This window comes from Paenibacillus sp. Soil724D2 (assembly GCF_001427935.1).
Taxonomy (GTDB): domain Bacteria; phylum Bacillota; class Bacilli; order Paenibacillales; family NBRC-103111; genus Paenibacillus_E.
The window spans coordinates 25,992-45,971 of the sequence record NZ_LMRY01000020.1 but is presented as its reverse complement, the minus strand read 5'-3'; the positions used below and the strand labels follow the sequence as shown (position 1 = coordinate 45,971).

The 19,980-nt window shown below is 46.1% G+C and carries 16 protein-coding genes; all 16 read left to right on the top strand.

Annotated features, from left to right (window positions below; translation table 11 throughout):
• Positions 1–29 precede the first annotated feature (29 nt).
• Positions 30–1,823, top strand: coding sequence for an L-fucose isomerase (locus ASG85_RS18175; RefSeq protein ID WP_060647366.1), 1,794 nt, complete (start codon positions 30–32; stop codon positions 1,821–1,823).
• A gap of 95 nt (positions 1,824–1,918) precedes the next feature.
• The gene (locus ASG85_RS18170) at positions 1,919–3,589 is read left to right on the top strand and encodes a ribulokinase (RefSeq protein WP_060647365.1); all 1,671 of its coding nucleotides are present in this window, start codon (positions 1,919–1,921) and stop codon (positions 3,587–3,589) included.
• 145 nt (positions 3,590–3,734) lie between these two features.
• On the top strand, positions 3,735–5,513 hold the full coding sequence (locus ASG85_RS18165) for a sensor histidine kinase (RefSeq protein ID WP_060647364.1): 1,779 nt from the start codon (positions 3,735–3,737) through the stop codon (positions 5,511–5,513).
• 21 nt (positions 5,514–5,534) lie between these two features.
• Complete coding sequence (locus ASG85_RS18160; protein ID WP_060647363.1) at positions 5,535–7,103, top strand: response regulator; 1,569 nt, start codon at positions 5,535–5,537, stop codon at positions 7,101–7,103.
• 1 nt (position 7,104) lies between these two features.
• Complete coding sequence (locus tag ASG85_RS18155) at positions 7,105–8,448, top strand: ABC transporter substrate-binding protein (protein WP_060647362.1); 1,344 nt, start codon at positions 7,105–7,107, stop codon at positions 8,446–8,448.
• An 88-nt stretch (positions 8,449–8,536) separates the two neighbouring features.
• On the top strand, positions 8,537–9,865 hold the full coding sequence (locus ASG85_RS18150) for an ABC transporter substrate-binding protein (protein WP_060647361.1): 1,329 nt from the start codon (positions 8,537–8,539) through the stop codon (positions 9,863–9,865).
• 85 nt (positions 9,866–9,950) lie between these two features.
• Positions 9,951–10,838: a carbohydrate ABC transporter permease gene (locus tag ASG85_RS18145; RefSeq protein WP_200957398.1), complete on the top strand. Its 888-nt coding sequence runs from the start codon at positions 9,951–9,953 to the stop codon at positions 10,836–10,838.
• Positions 10,839–10,849: 11 nt separating this feature from the next.
• Complete coding sequence (locus ASG85_RS18140) at positions 10,850–11,662, top strand: carbohydrate ABC transporter permease (protein ID WP_057303407.1); 813 nt, start codon at positions 10,850–10,852, stop codon at positions 11,660–11,662.
• Positions 11,663–11,696: 34 nt separating this feature from the next.
• Positions 11,697–12,791: a glycoside hydrolase family 172 protein gene (locus ASG85_RS18135; RefSeq protein ID WP_060647360.1), complete on the top strand. Its 1,095-nt coding sequence runs from the start codon at positions 11,697–11,699 to the stop codon at positions 12,789–12,791.
• 66 nt (positions 12,792–12,857) lie between these two features.
• Complete coding sequence (locus ASG85_RS39205; RefSeq protein ID WP_235550165.1) at positions 12,858–12,995, top strand: alcohol dehydrogenase catalytic domain-containing protein; 138 nt, start codon at positions 12,858–12,860, stop codon at positions 12,993–12,995.
• Positions 12,996–12,999: 4 nt separating this feature from the next.
• Positions 13,000–13,239, top strand: a complete 240-nt coding sequence (locus tag ASG85_RS39200; RefSeq protein WP_060647359.1) for a hypothetical protein — start codon at positions 13,000–13,002, stop codon at positions 13,237–13,239.
• Positions 13,240–13,350: 111 nt separating this feature from the next.
• Positions 13,351–15,162, top strand: coding sequence for a sensor histidine kinase (locus ASG85_RS18125; protein ID WP_060647358.1), 1,812 nt, complete (start codon positions 13,351–13,353; stop codon positions 15,160–15,162).
• Positions 15,137–16,333 (top strand): response regulator, encoded by a 1,197-nt coding sequence (locus ASG85_RS18120; protein ID WP_060647357.1) that lies wholly within the window; start codon positions 15,137–15,139, stop codon positions 16,331–16,333. The genes ASG85_RS18125 and ASG85_RS18120 overlap by 26 nt, the downstream gene beginning before the upstream one ends.
• On the top strand, positions 16,330–17,289 hold the full coding sequence (locus ASG85_RS18115; protein WP_235550164.1) for a substrate-binding domain-containing protein: 960 nt from the start codon (positions 16,330–16,332) through the stop codon (positions 17,287–17,289). The genes ASG85_RS18120 and ASG85_RS18115 overlap by 4 nt, the downstream gene beginning before the upstream one ends.
• Before the next feature lie 132 nt (positions 17,290–17,421).
• Positions 17,422–18,948 (top strand): sugar ABC transporter ATP-binding protein, encoded by a 1,527-nt coding sequence (locus tag ASG85_RS18110; RefSeq protein WP_060647356.1) that lies wholly within the window; start codon positions 17,422–17,424, stop codon positions 18,946–18,948.
• Between the two features lie 6 nt (positions 18,949–18,954).
• On the top strand, positions 18,955–19,971 hold the full coding sequence (locus ASG85_RS18105) for an ABC transporter permease (RefSeq protein ID WP_060647355.1): 1,017 nt from the start codon (positions 18,955–18,957) through the stop codon (positions 19,969–19,971).
• The last annotated feature ends 9 nt before the right edge of the window (positions 19,972–19,980 follow it).

Genomic DNA, 19,980 nt, shown 5'->3' with positions numbered 1-19,980 from the left:
CAAATTTCAAAAAAACGGAGTGATCAATCATGGAAAATGTTAAAGTTGAGAATCGTTTACAAGGTTCTATGCCTAAAATCGGTATTCGTCCTGTCATAGATGGAAGAAGAGGCGGGATTCGTGAGTCATTAGAAGACGTCACGATGGATATGGCTGTTACAGTGGCTCGTTTCTTGACCGACCATTTGAAACATTCGAACGGGTTGGATGTGGAATGCGTAATTGCTGACACTTGTATCGGCGGTGTTGCGGAGGCTGCACTGGCAGCGGAAAAGTTTGCGCGCGCGGGCGTCGGGGTAACGATCACAGTAACTCCTTCCTGGTGCTACCCGACTGAAACGATGGACACGGATCCTCATATGCCCAAAGCGATTTGGGGCTTTAATGGAACGGAACGCCCTGGGGCCGTATACTTGGCTGCAGCATTAAGCGCTCATAACCAGAAAGGGCTGCCTGCATTCAGCATTTACGGCAAAGATGTACAGGATATGGGAGACAACTCTATCCCTGAAGATGTGCAGGCCAAATTGCTGCAATTCGCCAAAGCGGGTCTTGCCGTGGCAACGATGCGGGGGAAATCCTATCTATCGATGGGATCAGTATCGATGGGAATTGCAGGGTGTATTGTGGACGAGAACTTCTTCCAAAACTACTTGGGCATGAGAAATGAATACGTGGATATGAGCGAATTCGTGCGTAGAATGGATCGCGGCATTTATGATCAAGATGAGTTTGAGAAAGCCCTTGGGTGGACCAAAGAGAACTGTCAAATCGGGCATGATGTGAACCCGCCTCATCTGACAAGGACAGATGAGCAGAAACAAGGCGATTGGGAGACTGTAGTGAAAATGACACTCATTGCCCGTGACATGATGGTGGGCAATCCGAAGCTCGCACAAATGGGTTACGGCGAGGAAGCGCTCGGCCGTAACGCGATTGCAGCGGGATTCCAAGGCCAACGGGCTTGGACGGATCACTTCCCGAACGGTGACTTCATGGAAGCGATTCTGACCAGCTCTTTTGATTGGAACGGCATACGCGAACCGTTCATGCTTGCGACTGAGAATGACACGCTTAACGGAATTACGATGCTTTTCGGTCACCTCTTGACCGACGCGGCGCAAATTTTCGCTGATGTGCGCACATACTGGAGTCCGGATGCGGTGAAGCGCGTAACAGGCCATCAGCTGACCGGAACGGCAGCAAACGGAATCATTCATCTCATTAACTCCGGCCCGGCGGCACTGGATGGAACCGGCAGACAAGAGAAAGACGGAAAGCCTGCCATGAAGCCGTTCTGGGAAATCACGCAGGACGAAGTGAAGCAGTGTCTGGAAGCGACACAGTGGTGCCCGGCTGTTGACTTCTTCCGCGGAGGCGGATATTCCACCGACTTTACGACACGCGAAGGAATGCCGGTTACCATGGCTCGAATCAATTTGATCAAAGGGCTTGGCCCCGTTCTTCAACTTGCCGAGGGCTACACGGTTGAACTCCCGGATGACGTTCATGACAAGCTCGACCAACGTTCGAATCCAACATGGCCGACTACATGGTTCGTTCCGAACATCACAGGAGAAGGTGTGTTCAAGGATGTTTACACAGTGATGAATAACTGGGGTTCCAATCACGGTGCGCTCAGCTACGGCCACATAGGAGGCGATTTGCTTACGCTGGCATCTATGCTGCGCATTCCGGTTTGCATGCATAACGTTCCGGAAGATCGCGTTTTCCGTCCGAGCACGTGGACCGCATTCGGCGTGATGGAACCTACGGGTGCCGATTTCCGCGCATGCGCGAACTTCGGACCGTTATATCGATAACTAGCTTACGTTTACGAAGAAAGTTTCGCTAAAGCAAAACTCAGTTTACGCTTACGAAGAAAGTTTTGCTAAAGCAAAACTCTAAGGAGGTACCTATGCCAACAGCAAACAGGATTTTTACAATCGGAATTGACTATGGTACACTGGGGCGCGCGGTGCTCGTCGATATTCAGAGTGGTCACGAGGAAGCTGTGCACGTGACTCCATATCGACATGGCGTGATTGATGAATTCCTCCCCTCTAACGGTATGAAGCTTAAGCCCGATTGGGCTTTGCAGCATCCGGAAGATTACTTGGAAGTGCTGCGGACATCCGTACCTGCCGTGATCAAAGCTTCAGGGATCAATCCTTCTCAAGTTATCGGCGTTGGCATCGACTTTACGGCTTGCACCATGCTGCCTGTGGATGCGGAGTTTCAGCCGCTTTGCCTGAAAGACGCATGGAAGGAACGGCCCCACGCATGGTTAAAGCTATGGAAGCACCACGCGGCGCAAGAAGAAGCGACGGCTATTAATAAGCTGGCCGAAGCGCGCGAAGAACGGTGGCTGCAGCGTTACGGCGGGAAGCTATCCTCGGAGTGGATGCTGGCGAAGAGCTTGCAAATATTAAAAGAAGATCCAGAAGTCTACGCGGAGGCGGATTTATTCGTTGAGGCCGCTGACTGGATCGTCGCGCAAATGACCGGCCAGTTGAAAAGAAACAGCTGCACAGCCGGGTACAAATCCAACTGGCACAAAAACGAAGGATATCCATCCAGCGAGTTTTTGGAGCAACTGCACCCCGGCTTTGCAGATTTATATGCGACGAAGCTGCGTGGTGAGGTGTCGCCACTCGGAAGCTTGGCCGGAAGCTTGTTACCGGAAATAGCCGAACAAATGAATCTCTGCCCAGGAATTGCAGTCGCAGTGGGCAATATTGACGCGCATGCCGCAGTACCTGCCGTAGGCGTAGTTTCTCCGGGGAAGATGGTCATGGTGATGGGTACATCCACTTGCCACATGCTGCTTGCCGAGGAAGAACGATCCGTAGAGGGCATTTGCGGCGTTGTGGAGGACGGCATTATTCCAGGTTTGTTTGGTTACGAGGCCGGACAATCTGCTGTCGGCGACATCTTCGGATGGTTCGTTGACGAATCAGTACCGGCATATATGGAAGCCGAAGCCATGCAAAGAAACATTTCCATCCATGAGCTGCTAGAGGAAAAGGCTTCACACCTGCAGCCTGGAGAAAGCGGCTTGCTCTCGCTGGATTGGCACAACGGCAATCGCTCTACTTTAATGGATGCAGACTTGACCGGCATGATACTCGGTATGACACTCAGTACGAAGCCGCATGAAATATACCGTGCGTTGCTCGAAGCCACAGCATTCGGTACGCGCACAATCGTAGAAGCTTTCCGTAAGGGCGGTTTGGACGTAAATGAACTGTATGCTTGCGGGGGCCTGCCGAAACGCAATAAGCTTCTCATGCAGATTTACGCGGATGTGAACAATATGGAGATCACATTGTCCGATACTGATTTAACTCCTGCTATCGGTGCAGCGATGTTCGCCGCGGTAGTAGCCGGTTCTGAGGCGGGTGGTTACAATTCCCTTCAAGAGGCGGCCGTGTTCATGGCCAGGGTCAAAGAAGAGACCGTAATGCCGATTCCTGAGAACGTTAAGATTTATGAGGACTTATATAACCAATATAAAAGGCTTCATGATATATTCGGTAAAGATGTAGATAGCGTTATGAAAAATTTGAAACGAATCAGAAATTTATAGACATGCTGCAAGTGCTTTTACCTACTAAGGTGTAAAGCACTTTTTCTTTCATCTAGCAGATGGAGATGGATGATTTTTCTGACTGCGTTCCAGACAGCTTATGGTATACTTTTGTCAAAGACTACGTGAATTGGAGAAGCGGTCCATGCATCTATCGGTCCTGAAAACTTGGAATCTGCGGACGAAATTAATGATTGTTCTCGTGTTGTTTATTTTATCGCCGCTCATGATATTTGGCATCTTGTTCTACCAGAGTTCCAAAGACCTTGTGGCACAAAGAACGGATAAAGAAGGGCTGCAGGTACTCACACTCGTCAATCAAAACGTTAACCAGCTTCTCAAGGGATACGAATCCCAATTGAACGATATTTATGAGCATGAAGATATCATTAAACAACTCAGTGATTCTATTGAAACGAAGTCAAGTGATCAGATATCACTGAGCGACGATTCCGTGAATCGCTTTCTTCGCGACTTCCTGAGAGGGAAGGATGATTTGGATTCCATCTATTTGTTCACGCTTAAAGCTACGTATTTCGGTGATTTTAAAGGACCTAACCTTTTTACGCAATTTTACCAAGATCATCCGATGTGGGATCGCTTCATTTCTTTAGGTACCGGACGGGCTGTTTGGCTGCCAAGCTATGAGCTTCCACCTAATCAGTACAACTCGAAGCCTTCACATTATTTTGCTGTAGGCATGCAGGTCAAGGATGTGTATGATTCTCTACAATCGTTAGGCACCTTAATTGCTAACGTAAAGATTGATGCTTTGGATAAGATCATTAATAACGTTCAAGTAAGCCCCAATAGCGTAGTACTAATTACGGATCATCAAGGCAACTTGATCTGGAACCGGAATCCCGATGCCTACGGCATTAATTTATCGACCTATCCTTTCTTTAAACAATTGGACCAAAAGGAAGACGGACACTTTACCCAGGAAATTAACGGCAGTTCCTATCGGGGCACCTTCCTGCGTTCCGCTTATAACGGCTGGTATTATTTTTCCTTTGTACCGCAATCCGATTTGAACGCACAAACCAACGATCTGAAGCGCTTTCTGGCAGCAACGGTTGTCGCCTTCGCTGCTTTATTCATTGTGCTGGCTGCCTTTACATCGAATTATATTACACGCCCGATCCGTCAAATGGCACTGGCGATGAAGCATATTCAAAAAGACAATTTCGAAATGATGCCGCTATCCCAATCTTCAGATGAAATGGGGATGCTGCAGGCCGCGTTTCTTGGAATGCGTGGAAGAATAAACGACCTGATTAAGGAAGTCAGGTTGATTTCCAATAAGGAAAAAGAAGCTGAGATTAGAGCGCTTCAGGCTCAGATCAATCCGCATTTTGTCTACAATTCACTTGATGCCATCAACTGGATGGCGATTGAGAATGACCAAAGCCCAATCAGCCGTATGATTACCTCTCTTAGCGATATTATGAGATATGCCATTAAGCCGGGCGAACAGTTGGTTACGATCGAAGAGGAGCTAAAGTGGGCGCAAAATTATGCTTACTTGCAAGAAATGAGATTTGAAGATAAATTTGAAGTCGTTTTTGATGTGGAAATTGACACAATGGATTTAAAAGTTCCGAGATTGCTGTTTCAACCGTACTTAGAAAATTCGATCATACATGGCATGGAGGATATCGATACGGGCGGAGTCATTCGGATCACGGTCCAGAGCGCTGGAAATGAAGAAGGGATGAAGCTTACGGTCATCGTTGAAGATAACGGCGGCGGAATTTCAGCGGAAAAGCTTCAACAAATTAAAGAACGCCGAAGCCATGGTATCGGCATCTACAATTTGGATGAGCGGTTGAAGATGGAGTATGGGCCAACCTACGGGACGACGATATATTCGGTCTACGGCGAAGGTACCATCGTCACCATTGTCCTGCCTTATATTCGTTAAGACACAACGGGGGAGATCAACATGTACAAGGTTTTAGTGGTAGATGACGAGCCGAGAGTTCGCAGAGGTCTGACGAGTCTGATTCCAAAGCTTGATAGCGATTGGATCGTGATCGGTGAAGCCAAGAATGGGTATGATGCGCTGGAGGCGGTCAAAAAAGAGATGCCTGATCTGGTCATCACGGATATCCGCATGCCGCATATGAACGGGTTGGATCTTCTCAGTCATTTGAAGGAATATCCGGTACATGTCGTTATCTTATCGGGATACGGTTATTTTGAATATGCGCAGACGGCAGTTAAATATGGCGCTTTCGATTACTTGTTAAAGCCTCTGAAGCCTGAGGACATCGAGAGTGTGCTGAGAAGAGTGAAGCAGGACCGACAATCATTTCCAGCTGTGTCTCAGACCAGCTCCAGTCGGCCGAATTATTCGAAGCTGTGGAAGGATTGGCTGCTCGGACTGCAGGAGGAGAAAGAGCCTCCGAAGCTGCTCAGCCCTTTATTCCCTATCGATATTTCTACGTTTCGGATCATGGTCATCGAAGTGGATCTCATTGATGAACTGATCAACGAGGATCAATGGGGGGACAGACAATTGGTCTTGTTCGCCGTTCGTAATATTGTCCAGGATGTTACCGGTATGAGAGCAAACTCGGATTCCCATTTTTTATTCGTGAGCGGTGCTCAATTGTTCTTTCTCACCATCAATGAAGACGATACGAGACAGTTAGCCAAAACAAGCATCGAGGAAGTCCGCCGCTGGCTCAAAATATCGATTTCCATCGGGATCAGCGACGTCACCGACTCTTACCTCGAATTGCCGGGAATTCTGCAGCATGCACGCGTAGCCCTTCAAAATAAATGGCTTTACGGGTGTGGAACGATAAGCGATTACGATGACTTGAAAATGGAGGACATCATTGAGGTTGGTTATCCGAACGGGTTGGAAATGGAGCTCATCAAGGCGATTCGAGGCGGTCAATCTGATCAATCTTCGCTCGTACTGACCGAGTTCATAGAAACGGTCAAACAAAGGAACGTTTCATTTCGGTTATTTCGGAGATTTTGCTTGCAATTGGTATCCTCCGTTATTCGCTTGACCTATGAACAAAAAATGTACGATCTTGTGATTGAAAATTTGGCTCGTCCGATCGATTTATTTGACAAGAACTTTACACTCGAAGAGTATGTTGAATTTATGGAAAAACTGATTGAATCCTGTATTTTGTCTATGGAATGGAATAAAACACAAAAGCAGAATCGGACGATCGAAAAGGCGCTGTCTTTTCTTCAAGCGAACTATTCGCAAGACATTTCGTTAGAAGATGCAGCGCGTCATGTCCAGATGAATCCAAGTTATTTTAGTACTTATTTTAAACTTGAAACCGGCAGTTCATTCGTTGAATCTTTAACAGGGCTTCGTATGGAGAAGGCGAAAACGCTGATGATGGATTCCGGATTGAGACTGTATGAAATCGCACAGATGGTAGGCTATCAAGAAGTAAAATATTTCTCGCGATTATTTAAGAAGAAAATGGGTGTCACCCCTGTGGAATATCGGCAATTTTTCTTCCGAAAGGAGGATTGACATGGAAAAAATAATATCGCTAAAGGGAAAGCTTGCCAGAAAGCTGTCGCTTTTAATGCTTGTGTTCAGCCTGCTAATTGCCTGTGAGCAAAGCACGACAACGAAATCACCTGAACTCGACAAGCTGTTTCGTTCGCAGACAGGACCAAGCAAGGATGCGAGTGCACCTAAAACAGTGCTTCGCTTATGGTCATTTCATACTTCTAAGGAGTTTGAGTTTTGGCAGGAACTTGCCAAGCAGTATCAGCAGCTGCACCCAGACATTGAGATCAAGGTGGAGTACGTGTCCAGCGATGATTATTTTACGGGGGAGCGGCTGCTCGCTTCATTCGCATCCGGAACAGGTCCGGATATCTTTTTTGTATCATCGCCTATGATCAAGCGGCTCGCGGATGTCAACATGTTAATGCCGTTGACCTCCTATTTTACGCCAACAATGAAAGAGGATTTCTACCCGACGGCGCTGGAAGCCGTTACTCTATACAATACGATTTATGCGGTTCCGATTGAAACAGAATTAATGGGGCTATTTTATAATAAATCGATGTTTCAAAAGCAGCATCTAACCCCTCCCAAAACCTGGAATGAAATGATGGAAGCGGCGAAGAAGCTGAGAACATCACATGTAAGCGGTTTAACGATAGAAACGTTCGGTGGTGTTTACCAGAACTTCTCCTGGTTTCCGTTTCTATGGCAAACCGGTGCCGATTTAATTTCGGAGGATGGCAAGCATTCCGGGCTGAGCCAAGTGAAAGGCGAAAACATGTATAATTTTTTCCACAGTATGGTCAGTCAGGGGTTAATTAATATGCAGCCATCACGGCCGGCAACGGATATTGGCATTTTGACGAATGGTGAAACGGCGATGCAGGTAAGCGGGACGTGGAATATTCGCATGTTGGAGACGCAGTATGCCGATCAACCAATCGGTGTCGTTCCTCTGCCGACACCGGATGGCGGGAACCGTCTCACGATTGCAGGCGGATGGAAAATTGCGGTGAACTCGCGAAGCGATTATGCAAGCGAAGCTGCGAAGTTTGTGATGTGGGCTTTTTCCGGCGATACGAGCATACCGCTCAAGTGGTGCAGCGATGTGAAATTTGCTTATTCCCCGCGCAAGTCCGTCATGGAAGCTGGAACCGACTATTACCGCCGCGGTCTGCGAGAGGTTTTTACCAATGAAATTTTCGGTACGGAGCGGATGGAGCCGCAATATCCGGAAGAAATCAACCGGACATTTACCCAGTCATTGCAAAGCATATTGTACAGCGGGGTATCCGGCAAAGAAGTGGTTCAAAGCATGGATGAGAAGATCGATCGTTTCCTGTCCAAAATCCAAAAATAGTCCACCTAACTAAATAATTTCTCGTTATGTACAGCTGTTCCCCCGGATTATACTCAAGATGTAAACGAAATGAAAGGGGATACAACAGATGAAACGGAAATGGAAAACGTTAGGGGTTACGGCGATTAGTTCTGCACTTATTTTACAACTTGGTTGCGGATCCTCGACAACGGACACGCAAAAAGCAGGCGACGCTGCACCGAAAAGCACGGAAGCCGCCAAGGATACAAGCGCTGCCAAGAACAAAGTCAAGCTGGCTTTCTGGGACATGCACACCGAAGCCGAGAGTAAGTTCTTCAAAGATTTGATCGATGAGTACAACAAATCACAAGATCAAGTGCAAATCGAGTATTCAACCTATGATCAAGCTTCCTACACAACTACCAAGCTTCCTACTGGCTTTGCTAGCGGAGAAGGTCCAGACATTTACATGATCAGCCCAGGTGATTTCATGAAATTCGCGAAATCCGGTTTAATGAAAGATTTAACTCCGGATTTCGCGCCAGGCGTTAAAGAGGATTTCCTTCCTGCATCTCTTGATGCTGTGACGTATAACGGCAAGATCATGGCTCTGCCATTTGAATTGGAAACGCTAGGTCTTTACTATAACAAGGAAATGCTGGATAAGGCAGGCGTGCAAGTGCCGAAGACTTGGGATGAACTCCATGCCGCTGCGAAAAAACTGACAACTGATAAGGTAGCCGGTCTGATTATCCCGCCGGATAAAGGCCCGTACTTTAACTTTATCTGGTATCCGTTCCTGTGGCAGCAAGGCGGTAACGTGCTGAGTGCTGATGGAACCAAATCTACTTTCAACACACCAGAGACGGCAAAAGCACTCGATTTCTGGGGAAGCTTCTTTAAAGAAGGTCTGTCTCCGAAAAAACTGCAGCTCGGTCCTTGGGAAATTGATAACTTGGGCAACAAAACCGCGGCTATGCAAATTGTCGGAACGTGGGCCATCAATCGAATTGAAGAAAAATATAAGGACGTTCAGATCGGTCTAGCTCCAATCCCGACTCCTACAGGAGGCAAAGCGGCAACGGATGCAGGCGGTTGGAAAATGGCTGTCAACGGGCAAAGCAAGCATGCGGCTGAAGCAGCTAAGTTCGTGATGTGGGCATTCGGTTCATCGGATCTCAGCCATGCATTGAAATGGGGTACGGAAGTGAAGTTCGCTTACTCCCCACGGAAATCCGTAGTCGAAAAAGGTAAGGACATCTATAACAAAGGCTTGCGTAAAGTGTTCACTGAAGAAATTTATAACTCCGCTATCCCAGAACCGCGATATCCGTCCGAAGTGGTTGATGCAGTTGGTGATGCCATGCAGTACGTCATGTTCGGTAAAATGTCAGGTGCCGACGCTGCCAAAACCGTTGATGCGAAAATCACGGATATTCTAAGTAAACAGAAATAACAGGATTCTGGGGAGGGGGACGGGGACGGCTTGCTCCGTAAAACTGCAAGACGGTCTCCCTTTTCAATTCGGGGAGGGGTAAAGAGTGACTCCAAGACGCAGCAATGCCCGCATGATTCAAGAATGGGTTACGGCTTACAGCTTCTTGCTTCCCAATATCTTGGGATTAATGATATTTGTTTTTATACCGATTTTATATGCTTTTTATGTAAGTTTGCATGAATGGAACGCGCTATCACCGAAAGTGTACGTTGGGTTTCAGAACTATGTAACCTTACTTTCGGACGATCAGTGGTGGCATTCGGTAACCAGAACCTTGCTGTTTAGTGTTATTTATGTGCCTTTGTTATTCTGTTTCGCTTTGCTTTCCGCGTTATTAGTGAATGGGCTTCGTGGTAAGACGGTGGGCGTGGTTAGAACGATGTTTTTACTACCATTTGCGGTCACATCGGTCATATCAGCTATCATTGTCATGTTCCTGCTTGATCCGAGAAACGGCCTTGCCAATCAACTGCTTTCTCTTGTCGGTATCGGAACACAACAATTTCTCGGTTCTCCTACACAGGCAATCTATTGCGTCATTCTGACATTGTTATGGATCAACATCGGATATAACATGACTATTTTTCTATCAGCTATCAAGGAAATTCCGATTGATTATTTCGAAGCGGCCCATATTGACGGGGCAACCCGCTTTCAAAGCTTTCGGCATATCACATTCCCCTTATTGCGGGAAACGAATACGTTTATTTTGATTGTCACCACGATCGCGTCCTTTCAAATTTTCGACCATATCATCGTTATGACAAAAGGCGGACCGATGGATTCAACGGAGGTTAGCGTACTTTATATCTTTAAACAAGCGTTCCAAATGTTGAATATGGGGTATTCTTCGGCGCTCGCGTTTGTTTTGTTCCTGATTGTTTTCGCATTTTCGATGATACAACTTAAATTTTTCTCTTCTAAAGATTAGGCGGTGCTACTATGAGAATAATGAACCGATTCATACTACCGACGGTTTCGATCATTGTCGGGATCGCCATGATTTTTCCCATTTACATGCTATTTATAGGCTCCTTTCGTTCGGAAACTCATATCTTCGATATTCAGCTGTGGCCGACGGAATTTGAGTTTCCCAACTTCAAAGAGGCCGTCACATCATCGCATTTGCTCAGATCGATTATGAATTCGTTGATTGTGTCCACAACCGTGACTGCGGTTGCTATGCTGTTCCATGCGATGTCCGGATATGCGCTTGCTCGCTTTCAATTTCCTGGGAAAAATGTGATCTTCGCTTGGATGCTTAGTACGTTAATGATTCCCTTTGCTGTGATCATGCTGCCCTTGTATTTAATTACGAAAAATTTAGGCATGACCAACTCTTTTGCCGGTTTGATTATTCCTGCCATTTTTAACGCTTATGGAATTTTTCTGTTCCGTCAGTTTTATCGGGAATTTCCTAAGGAGCTGGAAGAGGCAGCCTACATAGAAGGGCTTTCTCAGGCAGGGACGTTTTTCCGAATCGCCTTGCCGCTTTCCATGCCGATCATTGCCCCATTAACCATCGGATTTTTCTTGGCTAATTGGAATTCCTATATATGGCCGCTCATCATTACGCAAAAAGAGAGCATGTGGGTTATTCAGGTTCAACTGGCTAACTTAGTTGGCGGGGGCTACGTGACGCCGTGGAACATTGTGCTTGCTGCGGCCGTTATTGCCGCATTACCTACTTTTTTACTATTCTTCGTCATGCAGAAATATTTGGTGGAAGGCATTAAAATGACCGGTATTAAATGATGCCGGCTACTTACAACAAGGAGCTGATTTGACCATGTTAGGATCATCGTTAAGAGATTTGTACCGCACTCGACAAGGAAAACGCAAAAGGGCTTCCAGCTATGATACAACGGGAGGAAATCGTGACTATAGCAAGTTGTACCCAGGAGAAAAAATCAAAATATTCGATATAGATGGCTCCGGCTGTATTACTCATATCTGGATGACAATGGCACCGCTTGACGACGCTGTGATAGAAACATACTTGCACCGAAAAGTCGTACTCAAGATGTATTGGGATGGGGAAGAGAATCCAAGTGTACAGGCTCCTATCGGCGATTTTTTCGGCATGGGTCACGGCATCACAAAAAACTTCAGCTCGGCGCCCCTTGCGATGAGTCCGGAAGATGGAAGAGCGCTGAATTGCTTCTTCCCGATGCCGTTTGGCCGAAATGCCAGAATAGAGGTCGAATCCGATGCCGATCAACCGATCAAATTCTACTACTATATCGATTATGAACAATATGCGTTCCCAATCGACAGTGATCTTAGGTTTCATGCCATCTGGCGCCGTGAACTTACGGATGGTATCGAAGATAGCATTTCCAATGCACTGTTTGAATTTGGCGGAAAAAATATAACGGGCGACGGCAACTATGTGATGTTGGATGCGGTTGGAAAAGGCCACTATGTCGGCTGTAACCTGAACATTCATAACTTGCGTATGACGCGGGAATGGAACTGGTACGGAGAAGGGGATGACATGATCTTCATTGATGGGGAACCATGGCCCCCTTCACTCCACGGTACGGGGATGGAGGATTATTTCAACACGGCCTGGTGCCCGCAGCAGGAACAATGTACGCCGAATCACGGTCTAATACTTGGTGGAGGGCCGAACTGGTCAGGCCAAATCTCAGCGTACCGTTTCCACATTGAAGATCCTGTGATGTTCGACACATCCATTAGAGTGACGATCGAGCATGGACATAATAATCATCGGAGTGATGATTACTCCAGTACAGCTTATTGGTATCAAACGGAGCCACATAAAGATCATCCCATTATTTTGCCTGTAGCTAAAAGATTGCCGCTTGCTGATATTTTAAGCTTCAATCAGAATGATTTGAAAACATGCTTTGATTATTGATTATGAAACAATTGAATAACCGCTGCTTTCATCCATGAAGGCTGCGGTTATTCGCATTTACGTTTTATGGGGATCTGCGGAACTGACATTCATATCTGCAGAGGTGAGTCTATTTCACCGTATCCGATTATCCCTGGCCATGAATTTTCAGGTGTCATACACCAAATCGGAGAGGGGGTGACGGGACTGTGCGAAGGAGACTGAGTGAGTGCAGATCCCTCTCTTTTTTGTGGTCAATGCCATAATTGCAAAACGGGCAAGGGGAATCAATGTACGGTGCGTTGTGAAGATCCCTGAAAGTATGTTATTTGCCGAGGCGGCATTCATTGAGCCAATGGCTTGTGTCGTCCACGCTATGAATAGTTTAGGTGTGAAAGCCGGGGATAGGGCAATTCTTTTTGGTGCGGGTGCTATGGGTCAGCAATTGATCCAGACTTTAGTGCATTAGGGTGTTTCGGAGCTTGTCGTTGTAGATATTTCTACCACAAAATTGGAAATGTCTAAAGCCTGTGGAGCATCCCGCACCATTGTGCCTTTTTTCTGAAAAGGGGATGTTTGTTTGAAATGGTTGTTCCAATTGTTTAAAAGAAAAGGATTGCGGTTTAAACTTTTGCTTTATTTTATAACGTTAATTTTGCTCCCTGTTGCTACGTTGGGGATTATCGGTAACTTAGTTTCGGTCCAAACGCTTGAAGATGAAGCCAACAACCATACTACTCAAATGATTGATCAAGTGAAGAAAAATGTTGATTTTTATGTGCAAAGTGTGAAACAGAGCATCCAAATAATTTCGTTAGACCCGAATGCGATTCAATTTATAAATACGAATCCCAGCGTTTCATCGGAGCGGAGACAATCTACCGAAACTGAAGTGAGAAGGTTGCTTAGCAGTTTAACATCCATACATCCAGAAATTGCAGGGATTATTATTGTGAATGAGAACGACATGGATATTAGCAATGAAATGTTTCGTGTTTCTAGAGATCCGTTGACAAGCGAAGACTGGTATAAGAAGGCGATGGAACACCCTGGCGAACTACAGCTTATCAGCAAGCCGATCGGCAGAAATATTACGACGTTAGTGAGTTATAGTCCTGACGACGTGCTTTCTGTTGTGCAAGCGATTGCAAATCCGGAGACAGGCGCTTTTCAAGGAGTGGTACTGATCGATTTTAAGCTGGCTACGATCGAAAGTGTGATCCGTGGCGTGACCCTTGGGAAAAGCGGATTCATCTATATCTTAGATGCTCTAGGAGAAATTGTTTATGCGCCAGAGAATCCAATTGTGTATCGGGTTAGAGCGGATTGGATGCGACAATCGGATGAACAATCTATCGTCAAAACCATTCGAAATGAGCAGTATCAAATTATATATACGTTATCCGACTTCACCCAATGGAAAACGGTCGGTGTCTTTTCATTAAATGAAACGTTGAAAGATGTGACAAAGCTTCAAAAGATTTCTTATGTTTTAGGCGGGTTGACCATTATTGTGGCTGTAGTGACCGCTTTGTTTTTTACCCGTTCGATTGTTCAACCGATTGGTAAGCTGAGAAAGCTTATGAAACGCGCGGAAGCCGGCGATCTGTCCGTTCAATTCGAGAGTGCGAACCAAGATGAAATTGGCCAACTCGGACGCAGCTTCAATAACATGATTATTGAAATTCGCAATTTAATCGATCTTGTTTATGAAGAACAGAAGAGCAAACGGGAAGCGGAGCTTAAAATTTTGCAAGCTCAAATCAAACCGCATTTTCTTTACAACACGCTGGATACGATACAATGGATGGCTCAAGAACGAAAAGCGGACGATGTAGTTGTGATGATTATGGCACTGACGAATCTGTTTCGCATCGGTTTAAGCAAGGGCAGGGAGTCGATTCCCGTAAGTGAGGAAATGGAGCATATTCAAAGTTACTTGTTTATCCAAAAAGCACGTTATGAGAATAAGCTTAATTATGAAATTTACGTCGAACCCGAGGTCAGCCAGGAAATGGTGTTCAAGCTGACTCTGCAGCCTTTAGTGGAGAACGCCATCTATCACGGCATTAAGGCACGGCGCGGAGAAGGGCATATTCAGATCAAGGTGCATAAGGTCGATGATAAGCTTTGTTTACGTGTTTCGGATAATGGTGCGGGCATTCCCTCCACGCAATTAATGGAATTGCAGGCTGTGCTGTCTGGCATGCAGGCAGGCAAAGAATCATTAGGATATGGCTTATTTAACGTACATGAACGGATCCGGCTTGTTTACGGAGATAACTATGGCGTTCGGATAAATAGCACAATCGGGGAAGGCACCCAAGTAGAAGTTTGGTATCCGCTCAGAAGGAGTGTAGGGAACGATGTGGAAAGTAATCATCGCCGATGACGAACCCAAAATACGCAAGGGTTTACGGCAAAATATAGACTGGTCATTTCTCGATATGGAAGTGGTTGGCGAAGCCGAGGACGGTTTGGAGGCTCTGGAGATCTCAGAAGCGGTAAAGCCTGATGTTTTGTTGGTTGACATTTGCATGCCTTTGATGAGCGGACTCGCGTTTGTCGAAAAGCTGCAATCGTTTTTGCCTGATGCATTGATTATTCTGGTGACCGGCCATGATGAATTTGTGTATGCTCAACAGGCACTCAAACTTGGGGTATTTGATTATTTGCTGAAGCCAGTATCGAAGGAGCAATTGAGCACAGTGCTGATGGCAGCCAAGGAACGGCTTACGGAGAAGAAATACATGGATTGGGCTGCACAGCAGGTATCCAAGCATCTTCCGTTTGTAAAAGAACGCTTTATGAACGATTGGATCGGTGGACATCTAACGGAAATCGAAGTAAATGAACAGCTTGGTTTTTTGCAGGTGCCATTAGAGGCTTCTTTCGGGATGATTTTGGTCAAGGCAATCGATAACATGCAATTCCAAGTAAAATCGGAGGAATGGGATCGACTGCTGCTCTTATTTGCTGTACAAAATGTGGTGGAAGATATCGTACGTGAATGGGGTTGCAGTACTGTATTTCGAGATCGTAAAGATAATATCATGGCCATCGTGCCGTTCGACGGAAAAAATAGCTATGGCGATATCTCAGCAACGATTACAGCCGCAGTGGAGCGTTATGTTAAAACCACGGTAGTCGTTTATTACAAAGCCGAGATTTCAGGCGTGAGAGAGGTCCCTCTGGCTTATGAACAGTTAATTCAAGAAGCTGTGAAAGAAAGCAGTGCAACTCCGATTGTGATGCTTGCTCAGAAATATATCCGTGATCATTACGATAAGGAAGATCTTACGCTGCAAGAAGCAGCTGACGCAATCAAGATCAGCGCTGCTTACTTGAGTCGGTTGTTAAGGCAGGAAATAGGTGTGTCTTTTATTGATTTCCTAACGCAGATTCGCATTAAACAGGCTATTCGTATGCTCCACGATCCAACGTTGAAAATATACGAAATCGCAGAACAGGTCGGGTACAGCAGCCAGCATTATTTCAGCACTGCTTTTAAAAAGGTGCTTGGCGTATCTCCTATCGAATATCGAAAGGGCGGAATCAAGTGAAGAGCGTATTCAAACGGATAGCCGTTCTAGCAGGGTTGGTATTGTTTTTAACTAACTGCTCGCAATCTGAGAACGATGGGGAAGAAGTCAAATACTTGATTGGCGTGTCCCAAGCCAATTTGGGAGAACCTTGGCGAGTGAGTATGAATCGTGAAATTCAGGAGGAAGCCGCCAAGCATAAGGAAGTGCGCGTCATCTTCACGGATGCTGCGCAGAACAGCCAGAAACAGATTCGCGATGTGGAAAAGTTAATGAATCAGGGCATTGATCTATTGATTATTTCGCCTAACGAAGCGAAGCCGCTTACGCCTATTGTCCAAACGGCTTATCGTAAAATACCGGTTATCGTATTGGATCGTGAAATCGAAAGTACAGATTATACGACGTTCATCGGTGCAGACAACCGCTTAATCGGCCGAATGGCAGGACAATTCATCGAACAGCTGCTGAGCGACAAAGGAGGGGAAGTGCTGGAAATCAAAGGCCTTCTTGATTCCACACCTGCGATAGACCGAAGCGAGGGATTTAGGGAAACGATTGCGGGTAATGCCAAGATACACCTAGTCGGATCGGTCACTGCCGATTGGCTGCGTGATAAATCCGAAGATATGATGAAGAACAAGCTGCTGGAGTGGCCGCAAGTAGATGTGGTTTTTGCACATAATGATCCGATGGCATTAGGGGCCTATAAAGCAGCGGAATCTATAGGCAGGAAGGAGACGAAGTTTGTTGGGATCGACGGTTTGCCAGGCCAATGGGGTGGGCTTCAGCTCGTAAAGCAAAAGGTGCTGCAAGCCACGTTCATTTATCCCACAGGAGGGAAAGAGTCCATACAGTCAGCTCTGCGAATACTGAATCATGAAGCTAATATACCTAAAAGAGTTACACTCAGCAGCACCAAGGTAACCGGAGAAAATGTAAATGAGTTTGTCCAAGCGAATGGAAGCAGCAAATAACAGTTATTCGGAAAATATCCGGATAGCTGTTTTTTTATTGCGTAAAATGAACAAAAATGGCGTTTTTTCGTAAATACTTCAATTGCCCTCTCCGCCTATAATCAGCTTAAGGCAAGAGTAGGAGGTGAAACAATGGAAGAACACAGGACATTACTTCGTTTGGATCAGATTCGTAAATCATTTTCGAATGTACAAGCGCTCAAGGGGGTCAACTTAGAGCTGAAAAAAGGCGAAGTGCTTGCACTCATGGGTGAAAACGGTGCGGGCAAATCGACGCTCATGAATATTTTGCAAGGGGCGGTAGGGTCTTATGAAGGGGATATTTATCTGGAGGATAGGAAAGTCGTCATCCATTCTCCTGTAGTAGCGAGGAATTTAGGCATCGCCAAAATTCATCAGGAGCTGCAGCTTGTACCTGAGTTGACGGTAGCCGAAAATATTTTCCTCGGTAGAGAACCGCGAACGAAGATGGGTTTCGTTGATTTTCCAAAAATGAATCGAGAGATAAAGCCATACTTGGAGGCGCTCGATTTAGATATAAAGCCGACGGCCCGAATCAAAGAGCTTCGTTTGGGCGAACAACAATTAATTGAGATTGCTAAAGCATTATCTCTTAACGCCCGCATCTTAATCATGGACGAGCCAACTTCTGCGCTTAGTGAAGCCGAAACCCAGAAATTATTTCAAGTGATCCGAAGGCTCTCAGCGGAAGGGGTCTCCATTATTTACATTTCCCACCGCATGGAAGAAATTTTCGAGCTTACGCATCGCATTACAGTCATGAGGGATGGCGAATATATCGCAACCGTCAAAACTAGTGATGTTACGAAAGACGAATTGATTCAGATGATGGTGGGACGTTCCGTATCCGATTTGTATCCAAGCCGCAGAATGAAGCAAGGCAAGGAGATGCTGTCAGTAGATCAATTGGCATTTCAGCCTCCTGCGGGAAGCGCAAAGAAAAGGTTAACTAACATTTCCTTTAAGCTTCACCAAGGAGAGGTGCTTGGAATAGCTGGGTTAATGGGATCAGGAAGAACGGAAATATTGGAGTGCTTGTTCGGCATGTTTCCTGAGCAAACGGAAGGACGCATTCTATTGAAGGGCGAAGAGATTCAAATCCGAAGTCCTCAAGAGGCCATCGGCTATCGAATGTCTTTTGTCACGGAGGATCGCAAAGGGCAGGGGTTAGTTCTTGGACGTCCGATTGGCGAAAATATGACGCTACCGTTGCTTAAGCAGCTCAGCCGTTGGTTTATACTCCGATTTGGAGATGAAGAAGCACTTTGCCAAATTCAAATGGACAATTTAAAGATCAAAGCGGAAAACACGATGATGCATGCGGGGAATTTAAGCGGAGGCAATCAACAAAAAGTAGTTCTTGCGCGCTGGATGATGATCAATCCCGATATATTGCTTCTGGATGAACCGACACGGGGAATCGATGTGGGAGCCAAAGCTGAAATTTACCAGCTCATTCATAAGCTTGCGGGCGAAGGCAAAAGCATTATCATGGTGTCGTCTGAGCTTCCTGAATTGATTGGGATGTGTGATCGAATGATTACGATTTGCGAGGGCAGGGTTACAGGTGAATTTAGCAATTCGGAAGCAACACCTGAAAAATTGTTAGCCGCAGCGACTTTGAGGGAAGGAGAGTAAACCGGCATGTCTTTGCAAAAATTGAACAACAAAAACCTAGAGAAGGATATCCGGTGGAACCGTAAAACGTCGTTTCAGGTGATTAAGAGGTTCCAAAGCGTTTTCGGTTTGGTTGCCATCGTTCTGCTCGCGACCGTTTTATGCGTTAGGGACGGGGAATATCTATTTTTGAACCCATCCAATCTGGCCAATGTGATCCGCTCGATTTCGGAAAATGGCATTATTGCCGTAGGTATGACCCTGGTCATTCTTGTGGCAGGAATCGATTTGTCCGTCGGCGCCATATTAGGTCTTACGGCTACGGCAGCCGCAGATCTTATGATGCATAAAGATTTGGGAACTTTAAGCACGGTGCTCATCGTTATGATCATTGGCGCCCTGATCGGTATGTTTAACGGTGCGATAAGCACGAAATTATCCATCCAATCGTTCATCGTCACGTTGGCTGCGATGAGCATTGCGAGAGGGATAGCCCGTTTCTGGTCAGGAGGTATCGGCATTCCGATTTCGTATGGCAATGAAGCAAATCTAGCGCCGGTTGCCTATTCGGTTTTGAGTGAACGTATATGGGGCATTCCAGTTCCAGCCATCTGCTTTGTTATGATTAGCGTTCTATTTACCGTACTTCTGCGGTATACACGATTTGGAAGATATGTGTATGCGATCGGCGGAAATCCAACAGCAAGCCGTTTATCCGGCATTCGTGTGGATCGAGTCAAGATCGCCGTATTTACGATTTGCGGCGTCCTTTCGGCAGTAGCCGGTCTCATTCACGCTGCTCAGTTGAACCAAGGCAGCCCGAATGACGGTATTGGCTATGAATTGAACGCAATTGCGGCTGTCGCAATCGGAGGAACCAGCTTATCTGGAGGGATCGGAACGATTCCCGGAACAGTCATCGGGGCTCTAATCTTGGGCGTGCTCGATAATATGCTTGGATTATTGAACGTGAATAATAACTTGCAGATGGTTGTCAAAGGTTTAATCATTATTGCAGCCGTCGTGCTGCAAAGAAAAAAATAACAAATTTGA

Coding starts and splice junctions, on each gene's coding strand:
- ASG85_RS18175 (WP_060647366.1), top strand. CDS start 30: ATGGAAAATGTTAAAGTTGAGAATCGTTTACAAGGTTCTATGCCTAAA.
- ASG85_RS39205 (WP_235550165.1), top strand. CDS start 12,858: ATGGGGATCTGCGGAACTGACATTCATATCTGCAGAGGTGAGTCTATT.
- ASG85_RS18165 (WP_060647364.1), top strand. CDS start 3,735: ATGCATCTATCGGTCCTGAAAACTTGGAATCTGCGGACGAAATTAATG.
- ASG85_RS18120 (WP_060647357.1), top strand. CDS start 15,137: ATGTGGAAAGTAATCATCGCCGATGACGAACCCAAAATACGCAAGGGT.
- ASG85_RS18150 (WP_060647361.1), top strand. CDS start 8,537: ATGAAACGGAAATGGAAAACGTTAGGGGTTACGGCGATTAGTTCTGCA.
- ASG85_RS18170 (WP_060647365.1), top strand. CDS start 1,919: ATGCCAACAGCAAACAGGATTTTTACAATCGGAATTGACTATGGTACA.
- ASG85_RS18110 (WP_060647356.1), top strand. CDS start 17,422: ATGGAAGAACACAGGACATTACTTCGTTTGGATCAGATTCGTAAATCA.
- ASG85_RS18140 (WP_057303407.1), top strand. CDS start 10,850: ATGAGAATAATGAACCGATTCATACTACCGACGGTTTCGATCATTGTC.
- ASG85_RS18135 (WP_060647360.1), top strand. CDS start 11,697: ATGTTAGGATCATCGTTAAGAGATTTGTACCGCACTCGACAAGGAAAA.
- ASG85_RS18160 (WP_060647363.1), top strand. CDS start 5,535: ATGTACAAGGTTTTAGTGGTAGATGACGAGCCGAGAGTTCGCAGAGGT.
- ASG85_RS18105 (WP_060647355.1), top strand. CDS start 18,955: ATGTCTTTGCAAAAATTGAACAACAAAAACCTAGAGAAGGATATCCGG.
- ASG85_RS18155 (WP_060647362.1), top strand. CDS start 7,105: ATGGAAAAAATAATATCGCTAAAGGGAAAGCTTGCCAGAAAGCTGTCG.